Source organism: Pseudonocardia sp. HH130630-07 (assembly GCF_001698125.1).
Lineage (GTDB): Bacteria > Actinomycetota > Actinomycetes > Mycobacteriales > Pseudonocardiaceae > Pseudonocardia.
On the sequence record NZ_CP013854.1, the window covers coordinates 1,991,647 to 2,015,449 of the forward strand.

General features: G+C 75.1%; 21 protein-coding genes and 1 tRNA gene. 12 read left to right on the forward strand and 10 right to left on the reverse strand.

All coding sequences use genetic code 11. The annotated features are described in order from the left end of the window. Window positions 1–153: 153 nt before the first annotated feature. Together AFB00_RS09620 and AFB00_RS09625 are read right to left on the reverse strand one after the other, a co-directional pair. A complete protein-coding gene (locus tag AFB00_RS09620) occupies window positions 154–531 on the reverse strand; it encodes a hypothetical protein (RefSeq protein ID WP_156819467.1) in 378 nt (125 codons plus the stop codon). Between the two features lie 151 nt (window positions 532–682). Next, complete coding sequence (locus AFB00_RS09625; RefSeq protein WP_068796945.1) at window positions 683–1,408, reverse strand: helix-turn-helix domain-containing protein; 726 nt, start codon at window positions 1,406–1,408, stop codon at window positions 683–685. Window positions 1,409–1,513: 105 nt separating this feature from the next. Here AFB00_RS09625 and AFB00_RS09630 point away from each other — a divergent pair, with 105 nt between their 5' ends. Then, window positions 1,514–2,635, forward strand: coding sequence for a DUF418 domain-containing protein (locus AFB00_RS09630; RefSeq protein ID WP_068796946.1), 1,122 nt, complete (start codon window positions 1,514–1,516; stop codon window positions 2,633–2,635). A gap of 165 nt (window positions 2,636–2,800) precedes the next feature. On the opposite strand, the gene AFB00_RS33095 is transcribed toward AFB00_RS09630, so the two are convergent. The 3 genes from AFB00_RS33095 to AFB00_RS09640 all read right to left on the reverse strand — a co-directional run bounded on the left by AFB00_RS33095 (window position 2,801) and on the right by AFB00_RS09640 (window position 3,917). Next, window positions 2,801–2,886, reverse strand: a tRNA-Ser gene (locus AFB00_RS33095). 44 nt (window positions 2,887–2,930) lie between these two features. Then, window positions 2,931–3,401, reverse strand: a complete 471-nt coding sequence (locus AFB00_RS09635) for a nucleoside deaminase (protein WP_068796947.1) — start codon at window positions 3,399–3,401, stop codon at window positions 2,931–2,933. Continuing rightward, the gene (locus tag AFB00_RS09640; RefSeq protein ID WP_083275389.1) at window positions 3,402–3,917 is read right to left on the reverse strand and encodes a tRNA adenosine deaminase-associated protein; all 516 of its coding nucleotides are present in this window, start codon (window positions 3,915–3,917) and stop codon (window positions 3,402–3,404) included. Between the two features lie 110 nt (window positions 3,918–4,027). Here AFB00_RS09640 and AFB00_RS09645 point away from each other — a divergent pair, with 110 nt between their 5' ends. Beyond that, window positions 4,028–5,260: a M20 metallopeptidase family protein gene (locus AFB00_RS09645; RefSeq protein ID WP_083276004.1), complete on the forward strand. Its 1,233-nt coding sequence runs from the start codon at window positions 4,028–4,030 to the stop codon at window positions 5,258–5,260. Window positions 5,261–5,319: 59 nt separating this feature from the next. On the opposite strand, the gene AFB00_RS35475 is transcribed toward AFB00_RS09645, so the two are convergent. Beyond that, window positions 5,320–5,451, reverse strand: coding sequence for a hypothetical protein (locus AFB00_RS35475; protein WP_257785251.1), 132 nt, complete (start codon window positions 5,449–5,451; stop codon window positions 5,320–5,322). 361 nt (window positions 5,452–5,812) lie between these two features. Between AFB00_RS35475 and AFB00_RS09650 the strand changes: the two genes are divergently transcribed. From AFB00_RS09650 to AFB00_RS09660, 3 genes are all read left to right on the forward strand, one after another. Beyond that, on the forward strand, window positions 5,813–7,171 hold the full coding sequence (locus AFB00_RS09650) for an MFS transporter (RefSeq protein WP_083275390.1): 1,359 nt from the start codon (window positions 5,813–5,815) through the stop codon (window positions 7,169–7,171). Between the two features lie 39 nt (window positions 7,172–7,210). Then, window positions 7,211–8,512, forward strand: coding sequence for an amidase (locus AFB00_RS09655; protein ID WP_083275391.1), 1,302 nt, complete (start codon window positions 7,211–7,213; stop codon window positions 8,510–8,512). Between the two features lie 80 nt (window positions 8,513–8,592). Continuing rightward, window positions 8,593–9,534 (forward strand): prephenate dehydrogenase, encoded by a 942-nt coding sequence (locus AFB00_RS09660; RefSeq protein ID WP_068796949.1) that lies wholly within the window; start codon window positions 8,593–8,595, stop codon window positions 9,532–9,534. Between the two features lie 13 nt (window positions 9,535–9,547). On the opposite strand, the gene AFB00_RS09665 is transcribed toward AFB00_RS09660, so the two are convergent. After that, window positions 9,548–10,147, reverse strand: coding sequence for a putative glycolipid-binding domain-containing protein (locus AFB00_RS09665; RefSeq protein ID WP_083275392.1), 600 nt, complete (start codon window positions 10,145–10,147; stop codon window positions 9,548–9,550). Window positions 10,148–10,231: 84 nt separating this feature from the next. Next, window positions 10,232–11,164: a non-homologous end-joining DNA ligase gene (gene ligD / locus AFB00_RS09670; RefSeq protein ID WP_083275393.1), complete on the reverse strand. Its 933-nt coding sequence runs from the start codon at window positions 11,162–11,164 to the stop codon at window positions 10,232–10,234. 83 nt (window positions 11,165–11,247) lie between these two features. Between ligD and ku the strand changes: the two genes are divergently transcribed. Further along, window positions 11,248–12,306 (forward strand): non-homologous end joining protein Ku, encoded by a 1,059-nt coding sequence (ku, locus tag AFB00_RS09675; protein ID WP_068796951.1) that lies wholly within the window; start codon window positions 11,248–11,250, stop codon window positions 12,304–12,306. A gap of 178 nt (window positions 12,307–12,484) precedes the next feature. Here the strand turns inward: ku and AFB00_RS31620 are convergent, their stop codons facing one another. Further along, a complete protein-coding gene (locus AFB00_RS31620) occupies window positions 12,485–13,519 on the reverse strand; it encodes an LCP family protein (protein ID WP_156819469.1) in 1,035 nt (344 codons plus the stop codon). Between the two features lie 632 nt (window positions 13,520–14,151). Here AFB00_RS31620 and AFB00_RS09690 point away from each other — a divergent pair. The 4 genes from AFB00_RS09690 to AFB00_RS09705 all read left to right on the forward strand — a co-directional run bounded on the left by AFB00_RS09690 (window position 14,152) and on the right by AFB00_RS09705 (window position 20,246). Then, window positions 14,152–15,444 carry a geranylgeranyl reductase family protein gene (locus AFB00_RS09690; protein WP_068796953.1) on the forward strand — a complete coding sequence of 431 codons (1,293 nt, stop codon included), beginning with the start codon at window positions 14,152–14,154 and terminating at the stop codon, window positions 15,442–15,444. A 69-nt stretch (window positions 15,445–15,513) separates the two neighbouring features. Beyond that, window positions 15,514–16,383: an alpha/beta fold hydrolase gene (locus AFB00_RS09695; RefSeq protein ID WP_068796954.1), complete on the forward strand. Its 870-nt coding sequence runs from the start codon at window positions 15,514–15,516 to the stop codon at window positions 16,381–16,383. Between the two features lie 176 nt (window positions 16,384–16,559). Beyond that, complete coding sequence (locus tag AFB00_RS09700; protein WP_068796955.1) at window positions 16,560–18,092, forward strand: serine/threonine-protein kinase; 1,533 nt, start codon at window positions 16,560–16,562, stop codon at window positions 18,090–18,092. Window positions 18,093–18,203: 111 nt separating this feature from the next. Next, window positions 18,204–20,246, forward strand: coding sequence for a cytochrome c oxidase assembly protein (locus tag AFB00_RS09705; protein WP_083275396.1), 2,043 nt, complete (start codon window positions 18,204–18,206; stop codon window positions 20,244–20,246). On the opposite strand, the gene AFB00_RS09710 is transcribed toward AFB00_RS09705, so the two are convergent. Continuing rightward, window positions 20,243–21,133: a LysR family transcriptional regulator gene (locus tag AFB00_RS09710; protein WP_068796956.1), complete on the reverse strand. Its 891-nt coding sequence runs from the start codon at window positions 21,131–21,133 to the stop codon at window positions 20,243–20,245. The two genes, AFB00_RS09705 and AFB00_RS09710, sit on opposite strands and share 4 nt — an antisense overlap. A gap of 135 nt (window positions 21,134–21,268) precedes the next feature. Here AFB00_RS09710 and AFB00_RS09715 point away from each other — a divergent pair, with 135 nt between their 5' ends. Further along, complete coding sequence (locus AFB00_RS09715; protein ID WP_068796957.1) at window positions 21,269–22,441, forward strand: CaiB/BaiF CoA transferase family protein; 1,173 nt, start codon at window positions 21,269–21,271, stop codon at window positions 22,439–22,441. 10 nt (window positions 22,442–22,451) lie between these two features. Continuing rightward, window positions 22,452–23,738 (forward strand): SLC13 family permease, encoded by a 1,287-nt coding sequence (locus AFB00_RS09720; protein WP_068796958.1) that lies wholly within the window; start codon window positions 22,452–22,454, stop codon window positions 23,736–23,738. The last annotated feature ends 65 nt before the right edge of the window (window positions 23,739–23,803 follow it).

The window sequence follows — 23,803 nt, forward strand, 5'->3', positions numbered from 1 at the left end:
AGATGCGGAGGACACGCCCTCTCCCGATCCGCATGACGACGTTGCCTGGTCGCAGGGCAAACCACCCGTACGGGTGACCGCGGAAACGGGTCCGCACCCGCGCCGGGGGTCCGGCGGCGGGTGCGGAGACGTGGGGGCGGGACGGGCCCGGGCTCACCGCCGACCGGCGCGCAGCAGCCGGACGAAGGTCCAGGGCAGCAGGCCCAGCACGCCGACGGCCCCGAGCAGCAGGCCGAGCCCGACCAGCCAGGCACCACCGGCACCGATCTGGTTCATCCCGCCCAGCAGGCCGGCGGAGAGCAGCGGGACGGCCGGCACGATGACGACCGCCGGCCAGACCAGCGTGCCGAGCCACTTCTCGCCGGTGCTCCAGGCCCGGCCGGTCCACAGCATCACGACCCCGGCCAGCCAGCCGACGACCGGCAGCACGAAGCCGCCGAGCATCAGCATCAGCACGGTGAGGACGGGGTAGGCGTCGGGGTCCCCGGCGCGCGGGGCCGGGCTGCTGTGGTCGGCACTCATGGTGGTCATCTCCTGCTCCCTCTTCGTCTCGCTGTGCACCCAGGTTCCCGCCGGGAGGGGGTGCGTCGCATCGGAGCGGGGGCGGATCCTGCCGTCGGACCGGGGTCGGAGGCGGGCGTACCGGACGTTCCCACCGGGCCCACGACGGCGACCGGCAGCCTCATCCCACCGGAGTGCCCGGGGCCAGGCGGGCGACCGCACGCAGGAAGACCGCGATCTGCGCCGCGTTGTACATCTCGGCGATGACCGGGCCGACCACGGACTCGACGAGGGCCCGGCCACCGGTGGACCCGCTCGTCGGGTCCCGCAACCAGGGGAACCGGGCGTGGTCCCGGGCGAGCGCCTCGGCCATCCGTCCGGCGATCGCGTCGATCGTCGCGTCGTCGGCGTCGGCGGGGAGTGCGTCGAGGTCGTCCTCGTAGTCGTCCCGCTCGGACACCAGCCGGCGCAGGTCCTCGAGCCGGTCGCCCTGCCAGACCCGGGCGAAGACCGAGACCAGGGCCCGGTCGCGGTCGCCGAGCGGGCGGGGGACGCCCACGAACCGCTCCGGGGTGTCCACCGGGACCCGGTGCTCCCGGACCGCGGCCAGCTGGTCCCGCATCCGCTGCAGCCGGTCGATCGTCGAGCCCAGCTCCCCGTACAACGCGTGCAGCGCCCCGGCCGAGCCCGGGTCCCCGTCCAGGATCCCGCGGACCTGCGCGAGCGGGACCCCGGAGTCCCGCAGCCGCCGGACCTGCACGAGCCGGACGAGGTGATCGGCGCGGTACTGCTTGTAGCCGTTCGGGGTGCGCCCGGGTTCGTCGAGCACACCGGCGCGGTGGTAGTGGCGCACCGCGTTCACCGTGGTCCCGGCGAGATCGGCGAGTTCCTGCGTGCTCCACCCCATGGCCACCACTACAAACCATGCCGCAGGAACAGGGTCAACCGTTGCGGTGACCGGCGACGCACGAGCTTGACCCTGTTCCTGCGGCACACCCTTGACTCCCGTCCCGTGTCCCAGACCCTGACCGGCTCCGTTCCCGCGTCGGCCCGCGCCGTCGCCCCCGACCTGGCCCGCGGCGCGATGCTGCTGATGATCGCGCTGGCCAACATCCACCTCTACCTGCACGGACCGCCCGGGCTGCGCGGGTACCCGGCCGATCTCGGGATCGCCGACCAGGTCGTCACCGTGCTGCAGATGGTGCTCGTGGACGGCCGGGCCTATCCGCTGTTCGCGCTGCTCGTCGGGTACGGCGCCGTCCAGTCGGCGCGGCGGCGGGCGGCGGACGACGCCGTCCGGATCCTGCGACGACGCGGGCTGTGGATGATCGTCATCGGCGGGCTGCACGGCATCCTGCTGTTCCCGGCCGACATCGTCGGGGGCTACGGGCTGCTGCTGGTCCTGAGCGCCGGGATCCTGGTCCGCGGGCGGACCGGCACGCTGGTGACGCTGGCCGTCGCCGGGACCGCGGTCAACGCCGCGGTCGGTGTCTCCAACGGGCTGCCCACCGGCCTGGCGTGGCCCAGCATGGCGGCGCCGGACCTCACGACCGCACTCGTCCGGCACACGGTCGAGTGGCTCGGCGGGACGATCGCGTCCGCACTGGTCACCGCCGGGATGCTCGCGCTCGGGGCGCTCGCGGCGCGCCGCGGGCTGCTCGACGACCCGGGCCGGCACCGGCGGCTGCTGCGCCGCACGGCGGTCGCCGGGCTGGTCCTCGCGGTGCCGTCCGGGCTGCCGCTCGCGTTCGCCACGGTGGGCTGGTGGGATCCCGGCACCGGCGCGACGCTGCTCGGCGGGGTGCTGCACCAGGTCGGCGGGATCGCCGGCGGGATCGGGTTCGCCGCGGTGTTCGGGCTGCTCGCGACCCGGGTCGCGCCGCCGGCCCTGCTCGCCACCGGTCGTCGTTCGCTGTCGGCCTACCTCGGGCAGTCGGTGGTCTTCTGCGCGCTGCTGCCCGCCTGGACACTGGGCCTCGGCTCGGTGCTCAGCGTGTGGCAGGTCGCGGTACTGGCGGTGGCGACGTGGCTGCTGGGCATCGGGTTCGCGGTCGCGCTGGAACGGGCCGGGCGCCGCGGCCCCGCGGAGACGGTGCTCCGGCGCATGACCTACGGCCCGCGCCGGGCGACCTGACCCACCCGGCACCGAGCCGCATCACTGCCCGGACGCTCACCGCTCCCGCAGATGCTCGCGCGATCGGGTGAGCGTGAGCCAGGCCCGTGAGCGTCCGCGACGGCCACGGGAACACGGAAACGACAGAGGGCCGGATCCCGATTCGGGATCCGGCCCTCTGACCAGCGGTAGCGGTGGGATTTGAACCCACGGAGGCTATGAACCTCACGCGCTTTCGAGGCGCGCTCCTTCGGCCGCTCGGACACGCTACCGCCGAGAAGGCTACTAGACGCCGCGCGCGTGATCGCCCAGGGGGTCACCGACGGTGGCCGGCGAAGAACCCCGCCACGAGCGCGGCCGCCTCGTCCGCACGGACGCCCGCCACGACCTCGGGCCGGTGGGCCGATCGGCGGTCGCGCAGCACGTCCCACAGCGAACCGGCGGCACCGGTCTTCGGCTCCCAGGCCCCGAACACCACCCGGTCCACCCGGGCCAGCCCGATCGCGCCGGCGCACATCGTGCACGGCTCCACGGTCACGGCCAGCGTCGTGCCGGTGAGCCGCCACTCCCCCACCACGCGGGCCGCCGCGCGCAGGGCGAGCACCTCGGCGTGCGCGGTCGGGTCGCCGGACGCCTCGCGCTCGTTGCAGGCGGCGGCCAGCTCGGTGCCGTCGGCGGCGAACACGACGGCGCCGATCGGCACGTCCCCGGTCGCGAGGGCGGACCGGGCGACCTCGAGGGCCCGGACGAGCGCGCGGTCGTCGGCGGGGCGGACGGAGCCGGACACTCAGGAGTTGACGAGCGCGTCCAGCTCGGCGTCGAACCCGCAGCGCCGGGCGATCGTGTCGAGCTGCTCGTCGGGGTAGAGCTCCAGGTCGCCGACCAGGACCTCCAGCTCGTCGGCCGGCAGCCCCAGGTCGGCCAGGATCCCGAGGTCGCCCTCCGGCCACGGGTCGTCCAGCGCGTCGTCGTCCTGCGGGATCTCGACGCGCAGCAGGTCGAGCACGTCCGCCGCGACGTCGTAGTCCAGGGCGGCGGCCGCGTCGGAGATCAGCAGCCGGACCCCGCCGGGCGACGGGCGGAGCAGGACGAAGAACTCGTCGTCCACGTCGAGCAGGCCGAGCACGGCGCCGGTGGACCGCTGCGCGCGCAGTGCCGTGATCGCCGCGTCGAGATCGACCAGCGCGGTCGCGGCGAGCCGGACACAGCGCCACCGGCCCTCCTCCCGGAGCGCGGCGACCGCGAATCCGGGCAGGGCGGAGCCCCGGGTGTCCGGGGCTGCCTCGACGCTCTGGGTGGGCACGCGACAACGGTACGTCGGACGGCTGTTGTGAGCCACGCCACGACGGGGTATGCGTGGTCACATCGCCGTCGCCGGTCGCCCGGCGGGCGGTGGTGGGCGACGATCGGTTGATGCCGAGCCCTTCTCCGCCGCCCCTGACGCCCCCGGGCGCGGTGGCCGCGCTGCCCGACGGCCTGCTCGCCGGGGCCCGTGCACTGCAGCCCCGCACCGTCGCGCTCCGCCGGGACGTCCACCGGCACCCCGAACTCGGCCTGCGCCTGCCCCGCACCCGGGACGCCGTCCTGCGCGCGCTCGACGACCTCCCGCTGTCGGTGCGGACCGGGTCGGCCTGCGACTCGGTCGTCGCCACGCTCGACGGGGCACGGCCGGGCCCGGCCGTGCTGCTGCGCGGGGACATGGACGCGCTGCCGCTGCCCGAGGACACCGGGCTGCCGTTCGCCTCGGAGGTCGACGGCGCGATGCACGCGTGCGGGCACGACACGCACACGGCGATGCTCGCGTCGGCGGCACGGCTGCTGGCCGGGCACCGCGACCGGCTGGCCGGGCGGGTGGTGTTCGCCTTCCAGCCGGGCGAGGAGGGCTTCCACGGGGCCCGGCACATGATCGACGAGGGCCTGCTCGACGACGACCCCCGCCTCGCGTTCGCCCTGCACATCTCCTCGACCGTGCCCAGCGGGGAACTGCACCACCGGCCGGGCCCGATCATGGCCGCGGCCGACGTGCTGCGGGTGCGGGTGACCGGCCGGGGCGGGCACGCCTCGGCCCCGCAGGACGCGTGCGACCCGGTCCCCGCGGCCGCGGCGATGGTCGGCGGGCTGCAGACCGTGCTCACCCGGCGGGTCGGGCCGCAGCAGCCCGCCGTGCTCACGATCGCCCGGATCGAGGCCGGGACCACGGACAACGTGATCCCGGAGACCGCCGACCTGACCGGGACGCTGCGCACCCTGTCCGAGCCGGTGCGTGCGCTGCTGCACCGGGAGATCACCGAGCACTGCCGGCACACCGCGCTCGCGCACGGCTGCACCGCGGAGGTCACGATCGTCCCCGGCTACCCGCCCACGGTGAACGACGACGGTGCCGCCGCGGTGCTCGCCGACGTCGGCCGCCGGGTGCTCGGGGCCGGCGCCTGCGTGCCGATGCCGGACCCGCTGATGGGCGCCGAGGACTTCTCCTACGTCCTCGCGCGGGTGCCCGGCGCGCTGGCGTTCCTCGGCGCGCGGCCGCCCGCCGTGGCACCCGCCGAGGCCGCCCCGAACCACTCGAACCGGGTGCTGTTCGACGAGGCCGCGTTCCCGGCCGGTGTCGCGGTGTACGCGGGCCTCGCCCTGGCGGCCCTGAGCTGAGTGCCGATCAGGCGGGCTCCTCCGCGGTGCGGATCAGGCGGACTCCTCCGCAGCGCCGATCAGGCGGACTCCTCCGCGGTGGACACCCGGCCGTAGCCCTTCCAGTTGCGCTGCGCGTACGCGACGAGCCCGGAAGCGACCGCCAGGCCTGCTCCCGTGCTTGCGATGATCGACAGGAAAACGGTCGCCATGACGGCTCCTCCTCACCACGGGCACGCGCCGCTCCTCGGACTCCGGGTCCGGTTGACCCGGGCGGGACGACGGCGCTTGCTCGAACCACGACGCTGACTGCGCCCACCTGCGAGGCTCCCACTCGCCGGAGCCGTTGTCGTCCCCGTCCGGGGCTCGTTCACGATGATTCGCGCCACACCATTCGCCGCCTCCATCGAGCAGGTCCGCGAGCCATTGGTTAGCGTTCGTCAAACAGCCGGAACACAATCGGACACATCGCCAGGAACCGACAGTTACGTGACGGAAGCATCGCTTCCCGGCGAGGTCCGCAGGGGGATGGACGTGGACGAAGCAGCAGGTGGGAGCCATCCGGGTGTCACGGTGACCGAGCCCGCCACGATGAAGCGGGCGGTCGCCGCCGCCGCGGTCGGCAACATCACCGAATGGTTCGACTTCGGTGTGTACGGCTATCTCGCCACGACGATCGAGGCGCAGTTCTTCCCCCCGGGGCCACTGGCCCAGGTGGCGGTCTTCGCGACGTTCGCCGTGGCGTTCTTCTTCCGCCCGCTGGGCGGGCTGTTCTTCGGCCCGCTGGGTGACCGGATCGGCCGGACGAAGGTCCTGTCGATCACGGTGATCATGATGGCGTTCGGGACGTTCCTGATGGGGCTCATCCCGTCCTACGCGACGATCGGGATCGCCGCGCCGATCCTGCTGGTCTGCGCCCGCGTCGTGCAGGGCTTCTCGACCGGCGGTGAGTACGCCGGTGCGATGACGTTCATCGCCGAGTACTCCCCGGACCGCCGCCGCGGCTGGTTCGGCAGCTTCCTGGAGCTGGGGACGTTCGTCGGCTACGCCTTCGGCGCGACCGTCGCCTCGGTACTCCCGCTGATCTTCAGCGAGGACTTCATGTCGAGCTGGGGCTGGGGGATCCCGTTCCTCGTGGCGCTGCCCCTGGGCATCGTCGGGGTGTACCTGCGACTGCGGCTGGAGGAGACACCGGCGTTCCAGACCATGCTCTCGGAGTCCGAGGAGCGCGAGGGCACGGCGATCAAGGAGAACTTCCGGCTGATCTTCACCCGGTTCTTCCCGACGTTCATGCTGATCGGCGGGTTCGTGGTCGCCTGGAACGTCACGAACTACATGCTCACCAGCTACATGCCGACCTACCTGGAGACCACCGTCGGGGAGCACGGCGGCGCCACGATCGACCCGCAGACGTCGGCCTGGCTGCAGATCGCCGTCCTGTGGGTCGCGGTCCTCGTCATCCCGGCGCTGGGCCGGCTGTCGGACCGGATCGGCCGCAAGCCCATCCTCTGGGTCGGCGCGGGCGGGCTCGTCGTCCTCGGCATCCCGATGATCCTGCTGATGCAGAACGGCTCGATCCCGTCGGTGCTGCTGGGCCTCGTCCTGATGGGCGGGCTGCTGATCTGCTTCTCCTCGACCGGCCCGTCCACGCTGCCCGCGCTGTTCCCGACCCAGATCCGCTACGGCGGCCTGTCGATCGCGTTCAACATCTTCGTCTCGGCGTTCGCCGGGACGGTGTCGCTGGTGATGACGGCGCTGGTGCTGGAGACCGGCGATCTGCTGTGGCCCGGCTACTACCTGATCGGGGCCGGGGTCGTCGGCGTCGTCAGCCTGTGGTTCCTGCCGGAGACCAACGGGCGGCCGCTGCGCGGGTCGCAGCCCTCGGCGGAGAACGAGGAGGAGGCCAGGGAGCTGTCCCGGGCCGCCGGGTGATCGCTTGTCCTCACCGGGGAGCGGCGGCAGGCTGGCCGGGTGCTGCCGCTCCCCGAACTGATCCGGACCCTGCGCTCCGGTGAGCTGTCCCCGGCCGACCACGTCGACGACGTCCTGTCCCGGCTGGGCGGCGACGAGACCAACAGCGTCGTGCAGCTCGACGCGGAACGGGCCCGGGCCCGGGCCGCGGAGCTGACCACGCTGTCGGCGCGCGGCGGGAGCGCCGGGCCGCTGCACGGCGTCGCGGTGGGGATCAAGGACATCATCGACGTCGCGGGGCTGCCCACCCGGTGCGGCTCGGCGATCCTGCGCGACGCCCCGCCCGCGACGGCGGACGCGCCGATCGTGGCGATGCTGCGGGCCGCGGGGGCGGTCGTCGTCGGGAAGCTGCACACCCACGAGTTCGCCTGCGGGCCGACCGGTGACGTCTCGGTGACCGGGCCCGCCCGCAACCCGCACGACCTGACCCGGATCACGGGCGGTTCCTCGTCCGGGTCGGCGGCGACGGTCGCCGCCGGGCACCTCCCGCTGACCGTCGGGACGGACACCGCGGCCAGCGTCCGCACCCCGGCCGCGCTGTGCGGGGTCGCGGGGCTCAAGCCGCGGCGCGGCGCGCTGCCCGGCGGCGGGGTGTTCCCGCTGGCCGAGTCGTTCGACACGGTCGGGCTCCTCACGACGGACGCGGCCGGGCTGGCGGTCGCCCGCGCCGCGCTGGGCGGCCCGGAGGCGGGCGACGGCACCCCGGGCACCGGCCGGCTGCGGATCGGCGTCGCGACCGGCGACTGGTGGCGGCCGCAGGATCCGGTGATCGGCGACGCCGTCCGGATCGCGGCGGACGCACTCGCCGATCTCGGGCACCCGGTGACCGGGCAGGAGACCCCGGACGTGGCGGAGCTCGTCGCCACCTACGCGGAGATCACCGGGAGCGAGGTGTACGCGACCCATCGCGACTGGCTCGCCACCCGGCGCGGGGAGTACCAGCCGGCGACCGCCGACCGGGTGTCCGCGCGCGGCGAGGCCCCCGCGCACGCCTACCTCGGCGCCCGCCGCGAGCGCGACCGGCTCGCCGCCGCGTTCCTGGCCGGGCTCGACTGCGACGTCCTGCTCTGCCCGACCACGCTGCTGCGGGCCACCCCGCTCGGCGACGGACCGTCGGAACCGGGCGTGCAGATGGCGATGCTGCAGGCCACGGCGCCGTTCAACCTCACCGACCGGCCCGTGGTGGCGCTCCCGGTCCCGGTGCCGGGGCTCCCGGCCGGCATCCAGCTCGTCGGGATCACGGTCGGCGAGGCCGCGGTGCTGGACCTGGCCGGCGCGCTGGAGCCGGTCCTGCGCCGCTGATCGGTGGCTCGTGGCGGATCGGAACCGTCGGCGGCACCCGTCCTCCACCCCCTGCCGATCTCTCCCTACCCTCTCTGAGCATGCGAGCGGTGTGCGTGCTGGGAACCGGACTGATCGGTGGGTCGCTGCTGCGGGCCGCGGCCCGGGCCGGACGGGAGGTCTGGGGCACCGCCTCGTCCGGGGCCACCGCGGCGGCCGCCGTCGCGGACGGGTTCGACGTCACGACCGACACCGACGCCGCGCTGACCCGGGCCAGGGACGCGGACGCGCTGGTGGTCGTCGCCGTCCCGCTGCCGGCCCTGGAGCAGGTGCTGCGGCGGATCGACGCCGTCGCCCCGGCCTGCCGGCTCACCGACGCCGTGAGCGTGAAGGTCGCGGTCGCCGACGCGGTCGCCGAGTTCGCGCCGCGCGCCCGCTACGTCGGGGGACATCCGATGGCCGGGACCGCCGAGTCGGGCTGGGCGGCCGGGGACCCGGACCTGTTCACCGGTGCCGCCTGGGTCGTCGCGGCCGACGACGGCCTCGATCTCGACGTCTGGCGGGACGTCGCCGAGCTCGCCTGGGCCTGCGGTTCCCGGGTGGTCCCGGCCGCGATCGACGAGCACGACCGGGCCGTCGCCCGGATCTCGCACCTCCCGCACCTGCTCGCCGCCGTGCTCGCCTCGGTCGGCGCCGGGGAGCAGGGCGACGACCTCGCGCTGGCGCTGTCCGCGGGGTCGTTCGCCGACGGCACCCGGGTCGCCGGGACCCGGCCGGAGCTGGTGCTCGCGATGTGCGAGGGGAACCGGCACGCGCTGCTCGCCGCCGTCGACGACGCGCTGGGCCGGCTCGGCGCGATGCGCGGGGCGCTGGCGTCGACCGGCGGACTGGCCGCGACCGTCCACAGCGGGTACGACGCCCGGATGCGCTGGTCCGCGACCCGGGACCCGCTGGCGCTGCCGGTGTCACCCAAGGGGGACGACGTGCTCGCCGAGCTGCGCGAGCTGGGCCGGCGCGGCGACGTCGTCGAGCCCTGGGCCTGAGCCGCGGCCGGGGTCAGGGAGCCGACAGCGCGGCCCGGGACGCGACGCCCGGGCGGTCCAGCACGAAACCGTCGGCGTCGACGGTCAGCTCGCCGGTGACGTCGCCGGTCGCGAAGCCGACGACCGCGGGCTCGCCGCCGGTCCCGGCGCTCAGCGTGCGGTAGGTCTGCTCGGTCGCCTCGACCGTCAGCGTCGGGAGGTCCACCGAGACCACCGGCAGCACGTGCTCGGCGGGGTCGCGGTGCAGGCCGAGCCGCCGGATCGGCAGTGCGTGGAACACCGGGCTGAAGGCCAGGTCCACGTCGCGGGCGCCGGAGAAGCCACCCCGGGTGCCGCCGGAGCCGTCGTCGACCAGCCAGACGCCGTCGGTGCTGCGGGACAGCGTCAGCTGCTGCTCGCCGTCGGCGGCCGCGACGTCCACCGACAGCCGGGACACGGTGCCGTCACCGGCCACGACCAGCCGGTAGGACGCCGTCAGCAGCTGACCGGGGCCGCCCCGGATCATCCGGCCGACCGCGCGGAACCCACGGCCGGAGACGGTGATCCGGACGGCCTCCAGCCCGGAACCGCCGTCGGTCTCCGGATCGGACCGCCAGCTCAGCATGACCGCCATGCACACCACCGTTCGAGTCGCCGCGACCAGGGATCGGTGTTCCACACGCTGCAGCGCGTGCACCCACGGGCCACGATCGTGTCATCACCCCGGTTCGCGCCGCACGTCACCCGGGTCGACGTCGTCGCGCACCCCGCGGAAGACCGGCTGGCGCAGCCGCCCGGCCGTCGTCCAGCCGAGGTGCGCGACCTCCACCACGACGCCCGGGCCGCACCAGGTGGCCCCGGCCGCGTCCACCCGCGGGACGGCGGCGGAGAACGGCGGGTCCCCGGTCGTCAGCGGCGTGAGCCGGTCGGTGAGCAGCTCCTGCACCGCCGCGCCGGCGAGACCGGACCCGACCCGGCCGGCGAACTCCAGCCCGTCCGGGCCTCCGACGCCGAGCAGCAGCGCACCGATCCGGGTCCGCGATCCCTTCTCCGGCCGCCAGCCGCCCACCACGCAGCTCTGCGAGTGCCGGTGCGCCACCTTCACCCAGTCCGGGCTGCGCCGTCCCGGCCGGTAGACCGACGACGCGCGCTTCGCGACGACCCCCTCCAGCCCGCGCTGCGCGGTCACGGCGAGCAACGCCGCACCGTCCGGATACAGCGGGGACGCCTCCACGTGGGCCCGCCCGGCCAGGTCGAGCCGCTCCAGCGTGGCCCGGCGCTCGGACAGCGGCCGGTCCAGCAGGGACACCCCGTAGAGCCGCAGCACGTCGAACGCCATGAACGTCACCGGGCGTCGCTGCGCCGCCGCCGCACCCACCACGGCCTGCATCCGGTGGGCCAGCGCCGCGAAGCTGGGCACCCCGGAGTCGAGCAGCACGACCTCGCCGTCGAGGACGACGTCGGGCGCCAGGCCGGTCAGCTCGGCCAGCTCGGGGAAGTGGGAGGTGATGTCCCGGCCGGAGCGGGTATGCAGTGTCAGCATCCGGCCGCCGTCACTCTCGGTGACCGATGCGAGCACGCGCATGCCGTCCCATTTGACCTCGTAGGACCAGCCGGGGCCGGTCGGGAGGGCGCCGGGGGTGGCGAGCATGGGCAACACACCGTCATGCTGTCACCGAACGGCCGGCGCGCCAGGTCCGGCGTGTCGCCCGATGACGATCAGGGGGAACGGGCATGCGGGCGATCTGGAGCGGAGCCGTCTCGTTCGGGCTGGTCAGCGTGCCGATCAAGGTGTACTCGGCGACCTCGAACCACGACGTCCGGTTCCACCAGGTGCACGGGTCCGACGGCGGCCGGATCCGCTACAAGCGGACCTGCGAGGTGTGCGGCGAGGAGGTGTCCTACGCCGACATCGTCAAGGGGTTCGAGACGCCGGAGGGTGAGCTGATCACCCTCGACGAGAACGATCTGGCGTCGCTGCCGGTCTCGACCGGGCACGAGATCGACGTCATCGAGTTCGTCCCGAACGACCAGATCGACCCGATGCTGTTCGACAAGAGCTACTACCTGGAGCCGGAGACCAAGGCCGCCAAGCCGTACGCGCTGCTGCGGGAGGCATTGAACGAGACCGACCGGACGGCCGTGGTGAAGGTGGCGCTGCGCCAGCGGGAGACGCTCGCGCTGCTCCGGATCCGCGGGAAGGCGATCGTCCTGCAGACGCTGATCTGGCCGGACGAGGTGCGCACCCCGGACTTCGACATCCTCGAGACCGACGTCGAGCTGCGTCCGCAGGAGCTGCAGATGGCGTCGTCGCTGGTCGAGAGCATGGGCGCGGACTTCGACGCCTCCGAGTTCCACGACGAGTACCGCGACGCGATGGTCGATCTGATCGAGGCCAAGAAGTCCGACGGGGACGCCCGCCCGGCCCCCGCCGCGGAGCGCGCGGACGACGGGGCCGACTCGATGAGCGACCTGCTGTCGGCGTTGCAGGCGAGTGTGGACGCGGCGCGGTCCTCGGGCGGTAAGTCGTCCGCGGGCTCCGGCTCCGGCTCCGGCTCCGGCTCCGGCTCCGGCTCCGGCTCCGGCTCCGGCGGATCGTCCCGGTCCTCGGGCGGCGCGGCGGCGAAGTCCGGGGGCGCGAAGTCCGGTTCCTCCACGCGGAAGCCGGCGTCCGCATCCGGCGGGACGACCCGGTCGCGCTCGTCGAAGTCGGCCGACGACTCCGGCGACGCGGAGAAGGGCGGGACGAAGTCCGGCACCACCCGGCGCCGGTCGACCCGCAAGACGGCCTGACCCACCCGGGGGGCACGGGCACGCCCGCCCGACGGCACCCGGTCCGGCGGCACCCGGTCCCCCGGCACCCGATCCCGGCGGCACCGGTTCCTGCGGTACCTCGTGTCCTGGCGGCGTCCGGCCCCGGCGTCGCCTCGCCCTGAGCCGGCCCCCGGCCCGGCAGCGGATCGCACCCGGCTCAGGGCCCGAAGCTCTCCTCCGGCGGCGCCTGGTCCTGCTGCAGCGCGCCGAACAGCTGCTGGGCACGGTCCTTGTCCCACCGCAGGTTCGATCCGGAGCTGCCGCCGATCGGCACCGTGGTCTGCACGCCGTCGCCACCGGAGACCCCGCGCATCCCCCAGGCCAGGCCGGCGAGGTGCCAGATGTGGTCGGAGTCGTCGACGGTGATCGTGTCGGTGACCGCCGAGGCGAGCGGCACCATCCGGAACGGGTTGATCAGCGTGAGCGGGCTGGTGGCCTTGCCCAGCAGCGCGGACAGGAACTCCCGCTGGCGCTGCACCCGGTCGAAGTCCGATCCCGCCGTGGCCCGGGTGCGTACGTAGCCGAGCGCGGTGCCACCGTCGAGCTCCTGGCAGCCCTCCGAGATGTTCAGCCCGGCCTTCGGGTCCTCGATGGCCTGCGGGATGCACATGTCCACCCCGCCGACCGCGTCGACCGCGCCGACGAAACCGCCGAAGCCGACCTCGACGTAGTGGTCGATGCGCAGGCCGGTCGCGCCCTCGACGGTCTCGACGAGCAGCTGCGGGCCACCGAACGCGAACGCGGCGTTGATCTTGTTGCTGCCCTTGCCGGGGATCGGCACGTAGGAGTCGCGCGGGATCGAGACGAGCACGCTGCCGGAGCTGCCGGTGTGCAGCAGCATCATCGTGTCCGTGCGCTGGCCCGCGGCGTCACCGGTGGCGAGGCGCTCCTCGTCCTCCGCGGTCAGCCCGTCCCGGGAGTCCGAGCCCACGATCAGGTAGTTCGTGCCGTCGGAGGTGGCCTCGGAACTGGCGGGCAGCGCCTCGACCCGGCTCATGTTCTGGTCGAGGTACACGCCGAACCCGACCAGCACGACGAGGAGCAGGACCAGCACGACCTGCCACCGGCCGCGCAACGCCCGCCCCACCCGTCGCAGGCTCGGCGGGCCCGAGGTGACCCGGCCGTCGCGCGGCGCCCGGGACGCCGGGTGTACCGGCGGCCCGGCCCCCGCCGCACCGGCCGGACGCGGCATCGCGCCACCACCCGGCGGCACCGCACGGGGCGGCGGCCCGGCACCGCGGCCGGGCGGCGGCTTGCGCAGCGGGCCCCGGCCACGCGCGGGCTGCTGCGGCGGCGACGGCGGGGGCAGCGGCCGCCCACCGTGCCCGGGAAGCGGGCCGGGCCCGGGCTGCCGGGACCAGCCCGGGCTCCCCGGACGCCCACGCCCGGGCGGGCCACCACCCGGCGATCCGCCACCCGGTACGGGGCCACCACCGCGCGGGGGCCGGCCGCGGAATCCTCCGCCCATGCCTGTCTCCCCCGTCCCCGAACGGCCCCGCCCGCTACGGGTGCCACTGCGGCCGACCCTACTGCCGCGTCACCCGTCCGCGCCGGACCCCGCACGATCGGGCACCGCCGGCCGCCCTCGCCTCCGCCCCTCCCCCTCGTCGCACTCATGGAGCTTCAGCCTCGTCTCCCCGTGCTCGTGCTCCATGAGTGCGGCGTGGGCGGGGCTCCCCGACCTGCACTCATGGAGCTTCGGCCTCGTGACACGAGGCTGAAGCTCCATGAGTGGAACCGGGGGGCGGGGTCGGGAAGGGGCGGAGGCGTGACCGGGGACACGCTCGGCGGCGGGGGGTGGGGGGCGGTTGCGACACTGGGGGTATGAGCAGCCCCGACTCGACGTCGCGTCCGTCCGAGCCCGCGGTGGACCGGACGGACGTCCTCGTCGTCGGGGCCGGTCCGGCGGGATCGGCCGCCGCCGCGTGGGCCGCCCGGCACGGGCTCGACGTGGTGCTCGCCGACGCCGCCACGTTCCCGCGGGACAAGGCGTGCGGGGACGGGCTGACCCCGCGGGCGATCGCCGAGCTCGACCGGCTGGGCCTCGGTGACTGGGTGGACGGCCACGGCACCAACCGCGGGCTGCGCGCGCACGGCTTCGGGCAGGTGCTGGAGCTGCCGTGGCCCGGTGGTTCGCTCCCGGCGCACGGGTCGGCGATCCCGCGCACCGAGCTGGACGCCGGGATCCGGCAGGCGGCGCTCGACGCCGGCGCGACACCGGTGGAGGGAGCGAAGGCCGTCGACGTCGTCCGGGACGGCGACCGGGTCACCGCCGTCGAGTTCGCCGACGGCCGCAGCATCCGCTGCCGGCGGCTCGTCGTCGCCGACGGCGCGCGGTCCACCCTCGGCCGGGTGCTGGGCCGGGAGTGGCACCAGGACACCGCCTACGGCGTCGCCGCCCGCGGCTACATCACCTCCGACCGGCACGACGACCCGTGGATCAGCTCGCACCTGGAGCTGCGCGGCGAGGCCGACGAGGTCCTGGCCGGCTACGGCTGGCTGTTCCCGCTGAACGACGGCCGGGTCAACATCGGCGTCGGGACGCTCGCCACCGACCGGCGCCCGGCGAACATCCGGCTGCGCGGGCTCATCGAGCACTACGCGAACGCCCGCCGCGCCGAGTGGGGGCTCGGGGACGAGGTGGAGCTCGTGCGCTCGGCGCTGCTCCCGATGGGCGGTGCGGTGTCCGGTGTCGCCGGCCCCAACTGGGCGCTGATCGGCGACGCCGCGGGCTGCGTGAACCCGCTCAACGGCGAGGGCATCGACTACGGCCTGGAGACCGGCCGGCTCGTCACCGAGCTGCTGGTCGACGGGACCGATCTCGACCGCGCCTGGCCCGCCACCCTGCGGGCGCACTACGGCCTCGCGTTCTCCATCGCCCGGCGGCTGGCCGGCCTGATCACGATCCCGCGGCTGCTGCCGCTGGCGGGCCCGGTCGGGATGCGCTCGCGCGCGCTCATGACCGTGGCGCTGCGGGTGATGGGCAACCTGGTGACCGACGACGACCGCGATCTCACCGCCCGCGCCTGGCGGGCCGCCGGGAAGCTGTCGGTCCGGCTCGACGAGCGCCCGCCGTTCCCCGCCGCCGATCTGCGCACCCCCGCACCGGCGCACTGACCGGCACCGGGTCCGTCCCCGGCGGGAAACGGGTTCCGGACGGCCCGGCGAACCGGCAGGATCCGCGGGGTGAATCCCGCCTCCCCCACCGTCGTGCTCGTGCACGGGGCCGCCTGCAACTCGTCGTCCTGGACCTCGGTGCTCCGGGCACTCGCCCTGCGGGGCGTGCGCGCCCTTGCCGTCGACCTGCCGGGGCACGGACCCGGCGCCCGGATCCCGCGCGGCTATCTCGGCTCCCAGGACGCCGGGCTGCTCGCGAGCGAGCCGAGCGGCATGACCGGCATCGGCACCGCCGACGACGTGCGCTCGGTCGCCGAGGTCCTGCGCCGGGTCCGCGAGCACGGCCCGGTCGTGCTGGCCGGCGTCAGCCGCGGCGGGATCACCCTCAACGCGGTGGCGGGCGCGCATCCCGAGCTCGTCGACCGGCTGGTCTACGTCACGGCGCAGTGCCCGGTGACCGCCTCGGTCGCCGAGTACCACGCGAGCGAGGAGAACGCGTCGAGCCTGCTGCACCGGACGGCGGGGCTGGTCGTCGCCGATCCCGGGGTGGTCGGGGCACTGCGGTTCAACTGGCGCACCGCCGATCCCGAACTGCTCGACACGCTGCAGGCCGCCCTGCTCGCCGACGGCACCCGCGACGAGCTGCTCACCTTCCTGCACGCCCAGGACCCGGACGAGTCCATCGTCATCGACGACGACCTGGTCCGGGCGGACGCGGACACCTGGGGCCGGATCCCGCGGCACTACGTACGGCTGCCCGCCGACCGCGCGCTGCCGGTCGCGCTGCAGGACCGCTGGATCGCCGAGGCCGACGCGCTCACCCCGGACAACCCGTTCGTCGTGCACGACCTGGACACGTCCCACGTCGGCGTCCAGCTGCACCCGGAGCCGCTGGCGGACCTGCTGCACCGGCTGGCCACCGCCACCGGCGCCCGCTGACGACGGGCGGGGGCGGGCCCGCGGAACGGGTGAGCACCCCCTGATCGGGGGCCCGCGGCCAGCGCGCCGGGGCCGCTCACGGGCCGGTCGTGGCGGTACGGTCGGCCGACCCTTGCCGCCACGAGGCGGGCGGCCGGTGCGTTCACCGGGCGTGACAGCGACCACCGGGAGGACCCGTGCAGCGGGGCGACGATCCGGACCGCACCCGGCGGGCCGAGCCCGGCGCGTGGCAGACCGGGAACCAGCGCCGGGGCGGCGGCCCGGGACCCGACGCGACCCGCAGGGCAGGCCCCGGTGACGACGCCACCCGCCGGGTCGGCCCGCCCGGTAGCGCACCGCGCGGAGCCCGCCACGGTGGTGGCCCCACCAGCTCGCGACGGTCCGGCGTGCCCGGCGGCACGACCCGCAACATCGGCCCGGCGCCCACGGCCGCGTACGGCGTGCCGCGCCGGCCCCGCCCGGACGCGACGCGGATGATCCCGGCCCCGGTCACCCAGCCGGAGCTGCTCGGCGGCCGCTACCGGCTGGAGGGACTGATCGGCCAGGGCGGCATGGCGGACGTCCACCGGGCCACCGACACCCGGCTCAACCGGCCGGTCGCGGTGAAGATCTTCGGCGCGGCCGACGACCCGACGGCCGACCAGCGCTTCGAGCAGGAGGCGCAGGTCATGGCGAACCTGCGCCATCCCGGCCTGGTCGCGGTGCACGACTTCGCGGTCGAGTCCGACCGGGCGTACCTGGTGATGGAGCTGGTCGACGGGCCGTCGCTGCGGGACGTCATCGCGCGTGAGGACCTGCCGCCCGACGACATCCGCCGGATCGGGACCGAGGTCGCGCAGACCCTGGCCTACGTGCACGGCCAGGGTGTCACGCACCGCGACGTCAAGCCGTCGAACGTGCTCGTCGACTCCGACGGCCGCGCCCGGCTGGCCGACTTCGGGATCGCCGCGGTGCTCGGGGCCGACGGTCACACCGCGGCCGGGGAGATCCTCGGGACGCCCGCCTACCTGTCCCCCGAGCAGGTGCAGGGCCGCGAGGTCGGACCGCCGACCGACGTCTACGCGCTGGGGCTCGTCCTGCTGGAGGCCTGGACCGGGCGCCAGGAGTACCAGGGCGAGGGGCTGGCGGGGGCCGCGGAACGGGTCCGCCGCCCCGCGGTCGTCCCGTCGGACGTGCCGGAACCGCTGCGGACGGCGATCGCCCAGGCGACCGCGATCGACCCGCAGCGCCGCCCCCCGGCGCACGTCGTCTCCGAGATGCTGGCCGAACCGGCCCCGGCCGCGGTCGCCCCGGGCCCCGAGCCGGAGCCCCGCCAGGGCGAGCTGGGGTCCTCCGGCGCCGGGAAGTGGATCGCGATCGGCGCGCTCGTCGTCGCGCTGCTCGTGCTGCTCATCGGCTACCTGCTGTTCCGCGACGACGGGTCGGACACCGGCGCCCCGCCGCCGACCACCGAGTCGAGCACCTCGGCGGCACCGACGACGACCACGACCGAGGAGACCACCGAGGAGACGTCGACGCCGCCGACCTCGGAGAACGGCGGGATCCTGCCCCCGCTGCCCACCGACATCGAGATCCCGACGAACATCCCGATCCCGACCGACCTGCCGCTGCCGACCAACCTGCCCGACCCCGACGAGCTCGGCCGCGACGCCCAGGGTTTCTGGGACAGCGTCCAGCGCTGGTGGTCCCAGCTCGTCGGCAGCGGGTGACGGTGCCGACCCGGGGCGGCGCGCTCCGGGCGGCTCGGGGACCATCGTGGGTGGAGCGCGGGCCGTAGCGCAGGACGCGGCACGCCGGTGAACACCTGCGGAGGACCCTCGGTGAGCGCGAGCACGGAGCCGACCGTCACGACGGACGAGACGTCGCGGCCCGACGCAGCGGGCTCTCCGGCGCGCCCCGTCCGGGACCGCAGGCCGGTGCTCACCGCGCTCACCGTCGTCGTCGCCGTCGTCTGTGCCGGGGCGGCGATCGCCCTGACCGCGGGCGACTACGGGTTCTGGCAGCTCAGCGGGCTGCCGGAGCCCGCGGCCTGGTCCAGGGCGCTGACCGTCGCCACGACGGTGCTCGCGGTGGCCGCGACCGCGCTGGCCGCCGGATCGCTGCTGGTCGGCGGCCTGCTCGCGACCCCGCAGGCGTCCGGCACCGTCGACGTCCACGGCTACCGCGCCGTCCGCCGCGGGACGCTCGCCGCCGCCGTCGCCGGGGTGCTCGCGATCGGTGTGGGCTGGCTGTCGGTGGCCGAGTCGAGCGGCAACGCCGTCGCCGAGCTGGCCTCGGCCGGCCCGTTCGGCTGGCTGGAGCCCGCCGCCACGCTGCAGGAACCGCTGGGCTGGGCGCTCGCCGGGGCGGTGCTGCTGGTCGTCGGGGCGCTCTCGGCGTGGTCACTGAGCTGGAAGGCGATCGCCGCGCTCGGCGTCGTCGCGGCGGCCGCACTCGCGCTGCCCGCCGCGGTGAACCCGGCCGCGACCGGGGACGCGCACGACTGGAGCGGGGACGCCAACGTGCTGCGCGCGGTCGCCGGGGTCGCCTGGCTGGGCGTCGTGGCCGCGCTGGCCGCGCACCGGGTCCACGGCGGCCGGCTGGACCCGCGCACCGTGTCCCGGGCCCGCGGCCTGCTCGCCGTGACCGGCGTCGGCTACCTGCTGGGCGAGATCGTCTTCCAGCTGGTGGTGACCTCCTCGGGCACGCTCTCCGGATCGGCCTACGTGCGCGCCGCGACCGTGGCGGCGGTGCTGCTGGTGGCGCTGGTGCCGGTGACCGCGCTGATCGGCACCGCGTTGCGCGACGCGCCCGCCGGGCCGCGGACCGGACGGCTGCTCGTGCTCGGTGCCGTGCTCGGCGCGCTGGTGGCGACGGCCGGCGTCGCGACCATCCGGCTGGTCCCGCCCCGGTTCTGGGTCGCCGACGACAGCGCGCTGCAGACGCTGATCGGCTGGGACATCGACCGGCCGTTCTCCGCGCTGACCCTGCTCACCGAGTGGCGCTGGAACCTGCTGTTCGGCACCGGCGCGGTGCTGCTGGCCGCGGTGTACGCGCTGGCGGTGCGCCGGCTCGCGGCCCGGGGCGTGTCCTGGCCGGTCGGCCGGACCTGGGCCTGGATGCTCGGCTGCCTGACGCTGGTGCTCGCGACGTCGTCCGGGCTGGGCTTCTACTCGCCGTCGATGTTCAGCGTCCACATGATCAGCCACATGACCCTGAACATGCTGGCGCCGATCCTGCTCAGCCTGGGCGGGGCGGTCACCCTGGCGCTGCGGGCGCTGCGCCCGGCCGGGCGCGGCAACCCGCCGGGGCCGCGCGAGTGGCTGCTGGCGCTCGTGCACTCCCGGGTCGCGCGGGTGCTGACCCACCCGGCGTGCGCCGCGATCCTGTTCGTGGGCTCGTTCTACGTCCTGTACTTCACCTCGCTGTTCGACCAGGCGCTGCGGTTCCACTGGGGCCACCAGCTGATGAACCTGCACTTCGTGCTGGTCGGCTACCTGTTCTTCTGGCCGCTGATCGGGGTGGACGCGGCGCCGCACCGGTTGCCGCACCTCGGCCGGCTCGCGGTGATGCTGGCGACCATGCCGTTCCACGCGTTCTTCGGCATCGCCGTGATGAGCTCGTCGGAGGTGCTGGGCCGCAACTTCTACGCCCAGGTCGGGCTGCCCTGGATCGACCTGCTGAACGACCAGAAGGTCGGCGGCGGGATCGCCTGGGCGACCGGCGAGATCCCGATGCTGCTGGTGATGGTCACCCTGGTGGTGCAGTGGTCGCGGGACGACTCCCGGGAGGCGGTGCGCAAGGACCGGCAGGCCGACCGGGACAACGACGCCGAGCTGCGCGCCTACAACGAGATGCTGGCCCAGCTCCGCCGGGGCGGCTAGCCGCTCGCCCCCTCGAACCGGGCGACGTGGGCCTCGAGCAGCCGTCGCACGACCAGCTCCGGCCGGGACGGCCGGGTGTCGGACCGCTCGGCCAGGCAGACCCCGACGGGCTCGGCGTCGAGCAACGGGATCCAGTGCAGGCCGGGCACGGCCGGGGCGGACCCGAACCGGGCGAGGACCCCGATCCCCGCACCCTGGCCCACCATCACCATGACCGTCCGCGCCGACATCGCCTCGATCACCACGTCGGCGCCGGGCAGGTTCCGGTGCAGGGCGTCCCACAGCACGGTGCCCCGGCGCATCGTGACCACCGGCCAGGACTCCAGGTCGGCCCAGCTCAGCCGGGCGCGACCGGCCAGCGGGTGATCGGCGCGGACGTGCACGCCCAGCGGTGCGCGCAGCAGCGGGATCCGGCGCAGGTCCGCCGCGGGCGGACGGTCCGGGGTGGTGATCACCGCGAGGTCCAGCTCGCCGGACCGGATCGCCGACTCGATGTCCGCCGAGCCCCCTTCGCGGACGGTGAACCGCAGGCCCGGGTGCCGTTCCCGCAGCTGCCCCACGACCGGGGCGACCAGCAGCTCCGCGGTCACCGAGCCGGCGCCGATCCGCACCCGCCCGTGATACGTGCCGCGGGCCTCCATCGCCGCCTCCTGCACCGTGGCCTGCGCCGCGACCAGCCGGGTCAGCGGTTCCACGAGCGCCTGCCCGGCCGGGGTCGGGCGGACCCCGCGCCGGCTCCGGACCAGCAGGACCAGGTCCAGCTCCTCCTCCAGCAGCGCGATCTGCTGCCCGAGCGACGGCTGGCTGATCCCGCACCGCGCCGCCGCCGACCGCAGCGACCCGCTCTGGACCGCGGCCAGGAAGTACCGCGCCCGTTCCACCCGCATGCCCCGAGGGTATAGAGGCTCCGCCTATCACCGATGAGGCGCGATCGAGGCTTCCGGCGCGGACGGTGGCGGTGCATCGTCACCGTGACCGGCACCGGAGCCGTTCCGGCGCCGTCGAGGTGGAAGGAATCCGCTGTGACCGACGGCCCTCTGACCGGAGTCCGGGTGCTCGACCTGTCGACCATCCTCGCGGGCCCGCTCGCCGCGTCGCTGCTGGCCGAGTTCGGCGCCGAGGTGATCAAGATCGAGCAGCCGGGGACGGGTGACCCGGCCCGGTCCTACCCCCCGCTCGACGACTCCGGGACGTCCGCGGGCTGGCGGCTGCTGGGCCGCAACAGGTCGAGCGTGACGATCGACCTCCACCACCCGCGCGGCGCGGAGCTCGTCGGGCGGCTGGCGGCGACGGCCGACGTGGTGGTCACGAACTTCCGCCCGGCGACCCTGCGGCGCTTCCGGATCGACTTCGACGACCTGCGCGCCCACCGGCCCGATCTCGTCATGGTGCACGTCAGCGCCTACGGCCGGACCGGGCCCTACGCCGACCGGCCCGGGTTCGCGAGGGTCGCCGAGGCGTTCGCCGGGCTGACCCACCGCACCGGCGATCCCGACGGGCCACCGGTGTTCGCCGGCTATCCGGTCGCCGACGGCGTCACCGGCATCTACGCGGCGTTCGCCACGCTGCTCGCGCTGCGCCAGCGGGACCGGACCGGCGCGGCGCAGCTCGCCGACATCGGGCTCTACGAGCCGCTGCTGCGCATGATGGAGGACTTCATCGTCGACTTCGGCAGCACCGGGCACAGCCGGGGGCGGGTGGGCAACCGGAACCCGCACATCAGCCCGAACAACCTCTACCGCACCCGGGACGGCCGCTGGCTCGCCCTCCCGGCGTCGACCCAGCAGATGTGGAACCGGCTGCTCGGCGTGCTCGGCGCGCCCGATCTCGCGGTGCACGAGTCGATGACGGCCCGGCTCGAACACCGGGAGGAGATCGAGGCCCGGGTCGCGGAGTTCGTCGCCGGCCGGGACCTGGAGCCGTTGATGGCCGAGCTCGTGGCGGCCGGCATCGCGGCCGGGCCGGTGAACTCGGCCGCCGACATCTGCGCCGACCCGCACGTCCGCGCCCGCGGATCGCTGATCGAGGACGGCGCGGGCCCCCCGGTGCAGGCCCCGGCCGGCCGCTTCTCCGGGTTCGCCGGCACGGTCCGGACGCCCGCGCCGGAGCTGGGCGAGCACACCGGCCCGGTGCTGCGCGGCCTGGGTCTCGACGACGCCGAGATCGACGCGTTGCGCCGCGACGGCGCGGTCTGAGGGGGCGGCGATGACCGTGGCGGACGTGTCGGTCCTCGTACTCGTCGGGCTGTTCGTGGTGGCGTCCACGACCCGCCGGTTCGATCTCGGCCTGGCCGCGCTGCCGGCCGCGTTCCTGGTCGGCATCGCCGCCGGGGTGCCGGCCGACGAGGTGACCGGCTTCTTCCCGGCCGACTTCGTGGTGCTGATCGTCGGGGTGGCGGCCCTGTTCGTCACCGCGCGGGCGAACGGGACCCTGGACTGGCTGCTCGACCTGCTCCTCGGCCTGACCGGCGGCCGGCTGGTCCTCATCGCGCTGGTCCCGTTCCCGGTGGGTGCGCTGCTGGCCGCGGTCGGGACGCTGCCGGCCGCGGCGACCGCGATCGTCGCCCCGATCGCGCTGGGGCTCGCCGCGCGCTACGGCATCTCGCCGCTGATCGCCGCGGTCGTCGGGATCACCGGCATCGTCAGCGGGCTGCTCTCGCCGCTGGCGGTCTACGGCGTCACCGCCCGCCGGCTGGCCGAGCAGTTCGGGTTCGGGCTGCCGGACACCGCACCGGCGACGTTCCTCGCCGGCGGCCTGCTCGCCGGGGTGCTGGTGTCCGGCGGCGCGCTGGCCGTCGGGCTGCGGACGGGTGGCATCCCGCGCCGGGTCCCCGTGGGCGCGTCCGGACCCGCCGGGAGCGGCACCGACCGTCCCGCCGACGCCGAGACCGACGGCGGGCGGTTCGGGCCCCGGGTCACCCGCGCTCTCACCGTGCTGGCGCTGCTCGCCGTCGTGACGCTGTCGGTCGGTTTCGGCCTGAACATCGGCTACCTGGGGATGATCGCGGCCGTCGGCCTGCACCTCGTGCTCGGCACGACCGCCGCCGACGTGGTCGCCCGGATCCCGTGGAACGTCGTGCTGCTGATCGGCGGCCTGCTGACCTACGTCGGCCTGATGCAGCGTCTCGGCGCGTTCGAACGGATCAGCTCGCTGCTGACGGTGGAGGGCTCGCCGATGGTGAGCCTGCTGATCCTCTGCTACGTGGCGGGGGTGACGTCGTTCGCCGCCAGCTCGATCGCGGTCTTCGTGACGACGATGCCGCTGCTCCCGCCGCTGGTCGCGGCCGGGGTCCCCCCGGTGGGCGCGGTACTGGCGCTGGCGCTGTCGTCGGTGCTCGTCGACGTCAACCCGCTCGGCATCACCGGCGGTCTGATCCTCGGGGCCGCCGAGCCGTCCGCGCGGGAACGGCTGTTCCGCGGGCTGCTGGTCTACGGCGTCGTCTCCGTGCTGCTGGCGCCGGCGGCGGTCTGGGCGGTCGTCGGCTGGTGGTGAGGATCTGGTGGTGAGGATGAGGTCGCTACCGGCGTCGTCCTACCGTGGTCCGGCCCGCGGGATCC

Coding starts and splice junctions, on each gene's coding strand:
- AFB00_RS09620 (WP_156819467.1), bottom strand. CDS start 531: ATGACCACCATGAGTGCCGACCACAGCAGCCCGGCCCCGCGCGCCGGG.
- AFB00_RS09625 (WP_068796945.1), bottom strand. CDS start 1,408: ATGGGGTGGAGCACGCAGGAACTCGCCGATCTCGCCGGGACCACGGTG.
- AFB00_RS09645 (WP_083276004.1), top strand. CDS start 4,028: ATGCCGAGCCCTTCTCCGCCGCCCCTGACGCCCCCGGGCGCGGTGGCC.
- AFB00_RS35475 (WP_257785251.1), bottom strand. CDS start 5,451: ATGGCGACCGTTTTCCTGTCGATCATCGCAAGCACGGGAGCAGGCCTG.
- AFB00_RS09660 (WP_068796949.1), top strand. CDS start 8,593: ATGCGAGCGGTGTGCGTGCTGGGAACCGGACTGATCGGTGGGTCGCTG.
- AFB00_RS09665 (WP_083275392.1), bottom strand. CDS start 10,147: ATGGCGGTCATGCTGAGCTGGCGGTCCGATCCGGAGACCGACGGCGGT.
- ligD (WP_083275393.1), bottom strand. CDS start 11,164: ATGCTCGCCACCCCCGGCGCCCTCCCGACCGGCCCCGGCTGGTCCTAC.
- ku (WP_068796951.1), top strand. CDS start 11,248: ATGCGGGCGATCTGGAGCGGAGCCGTCTCGTTCGGGCTGGTCAGCGTG.
- AFB00_RS31620 (WP_156819469.1), bottom strand. CDS start 13,519: ATGCCGCGTCCGGCCGGTGCGGCGGGGGCCGGGCCGCCGGTACACCCG.
- AFB00_RS09690 (WP_068796953.1), top strand. CDS start 14,152: ATGAGCAGCCCCGACTCGACGTCGCGTCCGTCCGAGCCCGCGGTGGAC.
- AFB00_RS09710 (WP_068796956.1), bottom strand. CDS start 21,133: ATGCGGGTGGAACGGGCGCGGTACTTCCTGGCCGCGGTCCAGAGCGGG.
- AFB00_RS09720 (WP_068796958.1), top strand. CDS start 22,452: ATGACCGTGGCGGACGTGTCGGTCCTCGTACTCGTCGGGCTGTTCGTG.